4 protein-coding genes are annotated in these 5,751 nt (G+C 43.0%); all 4 read left to right on the top strand.

The window, feature by feature from the left end:
• The first annotated feature begins 170 nt into the window (after positions 1-170).
• The 4 genes from ACI35L_RS15925 to ACI35L_RS15940 all read left to right on the top strand — a co-directional run bounded on the left by ACI35L_RS15925 (position 171) and on the right by ACI35L_RS15940 (position 5,670).
• Positions 171-1,760: an acyl CoA:acetate/3-ketoacid CoA transferase gene (locus ACI35L_RS15925; RefSeq protein WP_439803290.1), complete on the top strand. Its 1,590-nt coding sequence runs from the start codon at positions 171-173 to the stop codon at positions 1,758-1,760.
• A 92-nt stretch (positions 1,761-1,852) separates the two neighbouring features.
• Positions 1,853-3,091, top strand: a complete 1,239-nt coding sequence (locus ACI35L_RS15930) for an L-lactate MFS transporter (protein WP_049670832.1) — start codon at positions 1,853-1,855, stop codon at positions 3,089-3,091.
• A gap of 24 nt (positions 3,092-3,115) precedes the next feature.
• The gene (locus ACI35L_RS15935) at positions 3,116-4,078 is read left to right on the top strand and encodes a DUF561 domain-containing protein (protein WP_049670833.1); all 963 of its coding nucleotides are present in this window, start codon (positions 3,116-3,118) and stop codon (positions 4,076-4,078) included.
• Between the two features lie 191 nt (positions 4,079-4,269).
• Positions 4,270-5,670: a sigma-54 interaction domain-containing protein gene (locus ACI35L_RS15940; protein WP_439803291.1), complete on the top strand. Its 1,401-nt coding sequence runs from the start codon at positions 4,270-4,272 to the stop codon at positions 5,668-5,670.
• Positions 5,671-5,751: the final 81 nt, after the last annotated feature.

Consider the following 5,751-nt stretch of genomic DNA (forward strand, 5'->3'; position numbering starts at 1 on the left):
TATTGTGAAATGATTCACAAGAAATTAACCAAGTTAAATTGTCTGCTTAATCACAGAAACCTTATCAAATTGGGGTTCTTTATAGATTAATGAAAAGGGCTGAATATTTTTTTGGGCTAATATGTGAATAAATTCACAATAATATTTTTACTACATAAAGGAGTGTTAGTATGTCGAAGGTGATTTCAGCGGCAAGCGCAGCCGAGCTCATTAAAGATGGGGACACGGTTGCTGCAAGTGGTTTTGGGTTATCCTGCTGGGCAGAGGAAATGGGCATTTCAATTGAGGAACGTTTTCTTAACACAGGACATCCTCAAAATTTAACAGTCATGCATGCGAGTGCAGTCGGTAACCGCCGTGACAAAGGGATGAGCCATCTTGGTCATGAGGGTCTCATTAAACGCTGGATCGGGGGAATCGCGATTGCTTCTCCAGGAATGGCGAAATTAATTGAAGAGGATAAATGTGAGGCTTATAACCTTCCTCAAGGAGTTATCACTCAGCTATACCGTGAAATTGCGGCAAAACGACCAGGTGTAATTACAAAGGTCGGAATGGGAACATTTGTAGACCCGCGTGTTGAGGGAGCCAAAATGTCCCCTTCTACGAAAGAGGATATCGTTAAAGTGGTAGAGCTTGACGGTGAAGAGTGGTTGTTCTATAAATCATTCCCAATCAATGTTGCATTGATCAGAGGGACAGTCGCAGATGAAAACGGCAACCTTACGCTTGAGAAGGAAGGCCTTCATATGGAGGTGCTCCCAATTGCTCAAGCAGCCCGTAACTCCGGAGGCATTGTCATTGCACAAGTTGAGTCTGTGGCTAAAGCAGGAACATTAAACCCTAAGGATATTGCCGTACCTGGAATCCTTGTTGACCACATTGTCGTGGCGAAACCGGAAAATCACTTCCAAACAGAAAACACTCAGTATAACCCAGCGTTCTCAGGCCATATTAAAGTGCCATTGGAGAGTGTGCCTGCCCTTCCACTTGATGAGAGAAAGGTTATCGCACGCCGTTCAGCTGCTGAACTTGTGCCAAATACCATTCTTAATCTTGGTGTAGGTATTCCAGTGAATGTGTCCACTGTGTCTGCGGAGGAAGGGGTAAGCGACCAATTAATTCTCACGACAGAAGCAGGCTCCATTGGTGGTGTTCCGGCAGGTTTGAAGGATTTCGGTCATGCCTATAACAGTGAAGCGATTGTCGATCACCATGCACAATTTGATTTCTATGACGGCGGCGGAATCGACTTATCAGTTCTTGGATTAGCTCAAACGGATCAATTCGGTAATGTAAACGTAAGTAAATTTGGTACAAGAGTAGCCGGTTGCGGCGGATTCATTAATATTTCCCAAGCAGCGAAAAAGCTCGTCTTTGCCGGCACCTTTACAGCAGGCGGTTTAGAGGTAAAAGTATCAGACGGTAAATTGCATATTATCCAGGAAGGTAAAGCAAAGAAATTCATTAAGCAAGTACAGCAAATCACCTTCAGCGGTAAATATGCATCTGAAATTAAGCAGCCTGTCATCTATGTAACAGAACGTGCCGTATTCGAATTGATTGACGGTAAACTTACCCTGACAGAAATTGCACCTGGTGTTGATCTCAAAACACATATCCTGGATCAAATGGAATTCACTCCTGCCATTGCGGAAGACTTGAAGGAAATGGACCCAGGCATGTTTGAGGAACATTGGGGCAAATTGAAAGACATCGTTTCAGCTAACGGGACCAAGCCAGAAGGCGTTTTGGCTTAAGGTTAGACAAGAAGAGAAAAATGGCTGGCAATGGAGGTAAGGAAGAGCATTGCCAGCAGATAAATAAGTGAATAAGGAAGGAATTACAGAAAATGAACACATCTTTAAATCGTTGGTCGATTTTATGGGCATCGACTCTCATTAACTTATGTGTGGGAGCTGTTTATGCCTTCAGTATTTTTGCCTTGCCTTTGACGGCAGTGTTTGATGCCACTATGGGCGACATTATGATGGCTTTCACAATCAATGCCGCTATCTCTCCAATCCCGATGATCCTTGGCGGGAAATTAAATGACAAAGGAATGGCGAAAATAGCCATCATTATTGGTGGATCTTTATTTGGTCTTGGATTCATTCTCTCAGGTTTTGCTACTGCTCCATGGATGCTTTACATTACATACGGCTTAATTGCCGGTATGGGGCAAGGAATTGTGTATTCTTCAACCATTGGAAACACAGCGAAGTTATTCCCTGATAAGCGTGGACTTGCTGCCGGCATTGTAACAGCTGGATATGGCGGCGGTACAATCTTTATCTCACCAATTGCCAACTCTCTTATTGCAAGCTATGGTGTACAAGCTGCGTTCATGATTCTTGGCGCTGCCTTCTTGGTCATCATCCTTGGAGCGAGCGTAGTGTTTAAGGCTGCACCAGTCGGCTATATTCCAGAAGGCTGGATTCCGCCTGCTGCGGCAAAAAAAGGCGGCGTGAATATCCCTTGGACAGAAATGATCAAGAAACCAATCTTCTATGTTATTGCTTCTCTATTCTTGATTGGCGCATTATCCGGAATGATGGTTACGTCCAATGCATCTGTTATCGGACAAACGATGTTCGGTTTATCTGCAGCAACAGCAGCTCTTTATGTTAGTCTTTACAGCTTCTCCAACTGTGTTGGCCGTGTATTCTGGGGAGCGGTATCTGACCGCATCGGCCGCGTTAAATGCTTGATGATGATCTATCTCGTCATTTCGGCAATGATGTTAACGATTGCGCTTTCTACATCTGTATTAGGATTTGTAACAGCCATTGTTGGAATCGGTCTTTGCTTTGGCGGAACGATGGGAATCTTCCCGTCCATTGTTGGTGAGAAATTCGGTATGAAATACTATGGCGTTAACTATGGAGTTACCTTTATCGGCTACTCCGGTGCAGCCTTCTTCGGACCGCGTATTGCAGCAAGTGTAGCGGCTGCCAATGATGGCATGTTCACGAAGGCTTTCTATATCGCTTTAGCTATCTCGCTTGTCGGTCTTGCTTTGACATTCGTCTATCAATCTCTTGAGAAAAAACATGCCGCTGACATGGCAAAAACAACAGAAGCAGCTTAATTAATATTATAGGAGGAAATAAAAATGACCATTACAAAATTACTAGGTATCAAATATCCTATTTTCCAAGGAGCAATGGCACAAATCGCGCTAGCTCCGCTTGTAGGTGCTGTCTCTAATGCAGGAGGACTAGGCATCATCGGTTCTGGCGGATTCACAGCTGATCGCCTTCGTGAAGAAATTCGCAAAACGAAAGAAATTACGGATAAACCATTCGCCGTAAACCTTATGCTGATGATGCACAATATTCCGGAATTAGTGGATGTCATTGTAGAAGAAGGCGTAAAAATCGTTACAACTGGTGCGGGTACACCTGCTCCGTACATGGAAACATTCAAAGCGAATGGAATTAAAGTCATCCCTGTTGTTCCATCTGTGAAAATCGCGAAGAAAATGGAAGCTCTTGGAGTTGATGCAATCGTTGCAGAAGGAACAGAAGCAGGAGGTCATGTGGGTGAGACAACAACAATGGCCTTACTTCCTCAAGTTGTGAGCGCCGTTTCTATTCCAGTTATTGCAGCAGGTGGTATTGCAGATGGACGCGGTATTGCAGCAGCCTTTGCTCTAGGTGCACAAGGCGTACAAGTTGGTACTCGCTTCTTGACGACAATTGAATGCCCTGTACATGAAAACTTCAAACAAGCTGTTCTTGATGCAGACGATCAATGCACAATGGTAACTGGACGCAGCCTTGGCGGCCCTGTACGAAGCATTAAAAACAGCATGATCATGGAATTCTTGAAGCTCGAGCAGCAAAATGCTTCCCGTGATGAATTAGAAAAGCTTTCTTTAGGCTCTTTGCGTAAGGCTGTCCTTGAGGGAGATACAGACAATGGATCTGTTATGGCTGGTCAAATCTGCGGTATGTGCAATGAGTTAACAACTGTTGAAGAAATGATCACTGAAATGTTTACAGAAGCACAAGAAGTCCTTCAAAAGATGGGACAAGTAACGCTTGTAGAAGAAAAAGAAGCCGTTTTGGCATAATGAAGTAAATAGAAGGAAGAGGGATATGTCATCTGTGGCTTATCCCTTTCTCCATTTTACTTAATCTATTTTAGAAGAAAAATTCATGTGCATCAACGCGTTAAATGGATAAGCATTTATTTCCAATAGTCGTAACCATGATTTCTACTTATACTTGTGATAGTAATGATGCATGCAAAGGATAATGGCCTATGGATAAATTAACGAAAAGCTTCAATGAGAAGATGGACTTTCCTTCCACTTTATTTGTAACAGACGGCGAAGGAAATATATTGATTTCAAATGAATTTACAGCCCTGACAATCGGTATGTCCCTTGATGATCTTTTGAAAAGTAATGTGAAAGACCTAGTTACAGCAGGCTATTATGATCATTCCATTACCTTGGATGCGATAGCTCGAAAAGAACCAATCAGCCGGCGCATCTTGACCAATCGAGGTTTTAATGTCCTCTCGACAGCTACACCCATCATTGGCAATGATGGAGAGGTACAGTTGATTGTAACAAAATCAGCTAAATATGATAAAGGGACACAAGATGAGCAAGGCAAGATTTCTGTAATGGAAGAACGCCCCATATTAATTGACCAAGAGACAGCCTATCAATCTGAGGATATTGTGGCTGAAAGCTTGGCAATGAAACAGATCCTCCGAGTCTGCCTGCAAATTGCCTCCTATGACAGCAAGGTTCTCATTTGCGGAGAATCCGGTACAGGTAAAGAAGTCATTGCCAGATATATTCATCAGAAAAGTGATCGGGCCAATGGACCGTTCATCAAAATTAATTGTGCCGCCATACCAAAGTCCATGTTCGAATACGAATTATTCGGTTATGAGCAGGATGCCTATGGAAATGGTGTCAAAGAGAAGCAAGGGTTAATCGAATTGGCCAATGATGGAGTCTTATTTTTAGACGAAATCTCTGAAATGCCGCTTGATATGCAATCCAAGCTTTTGCATGTTCTCGAAACGAATGAATTAAGGAGAGTAGGGGGAACAGCTCCAATCCCAGTCAATGGACGAATTATCGCAGCAACCAATCAAGATCTATGGACACTTGTGCAAAACAAGAAGTTTCGAGAGGATTTATATTACCGGATTAATGTGATTCCCATTCATATCCCGCCCCTCCGTAACCGGAAACCAGATCTTGCTGGCTTGATATCCAAGTTCCTCACTGAGTACAATCAGAAATACAATAAAGAATATATCCTCAGCGCGGAGGAATTTCATGAACTATTAACCCATTCATGGCCGGGCAATGTCCGCGAGCTGAAAAATTACATGGAAAGACTGATTCTCACCGTCCCGTCCGTCATTGCCCACTCAAAGGACGAAGAAGTGGGAGATTGGTTTGCTTTTGATTATTTTATTCAAAATAATTTCACGCAATTTGGCAGCTTAAAGGACTTTACCGCTATCTCTGAGGGCCGCTATATTGAACAAGTGCTCGCCTCATGCAATGGAAATGCGACCACAGCAGCAAACAAGCTTGGTATCCACCGCTCTGTCATCTATCGAAAACTCAAGAAGATGGAAGAAACCCTTGAAACAATCAAAGAAACAGCCGCATCGGCTGAATGTGAAAAATAAATAAACGAACTGTTTAACCGCCAAATCATCATTGATTTGGTTTTTTTGTTATCGATAATTTTTAACGATAATGGGTTTGCT

The sequence above is a fragment of the Pradoshia sp. genome, assembly GCF_051873915.1.
Lineage (GTDB): Bacteria > Bacillota > Bacilli > Bacillales > Pradoshiaceae > Pradoshia.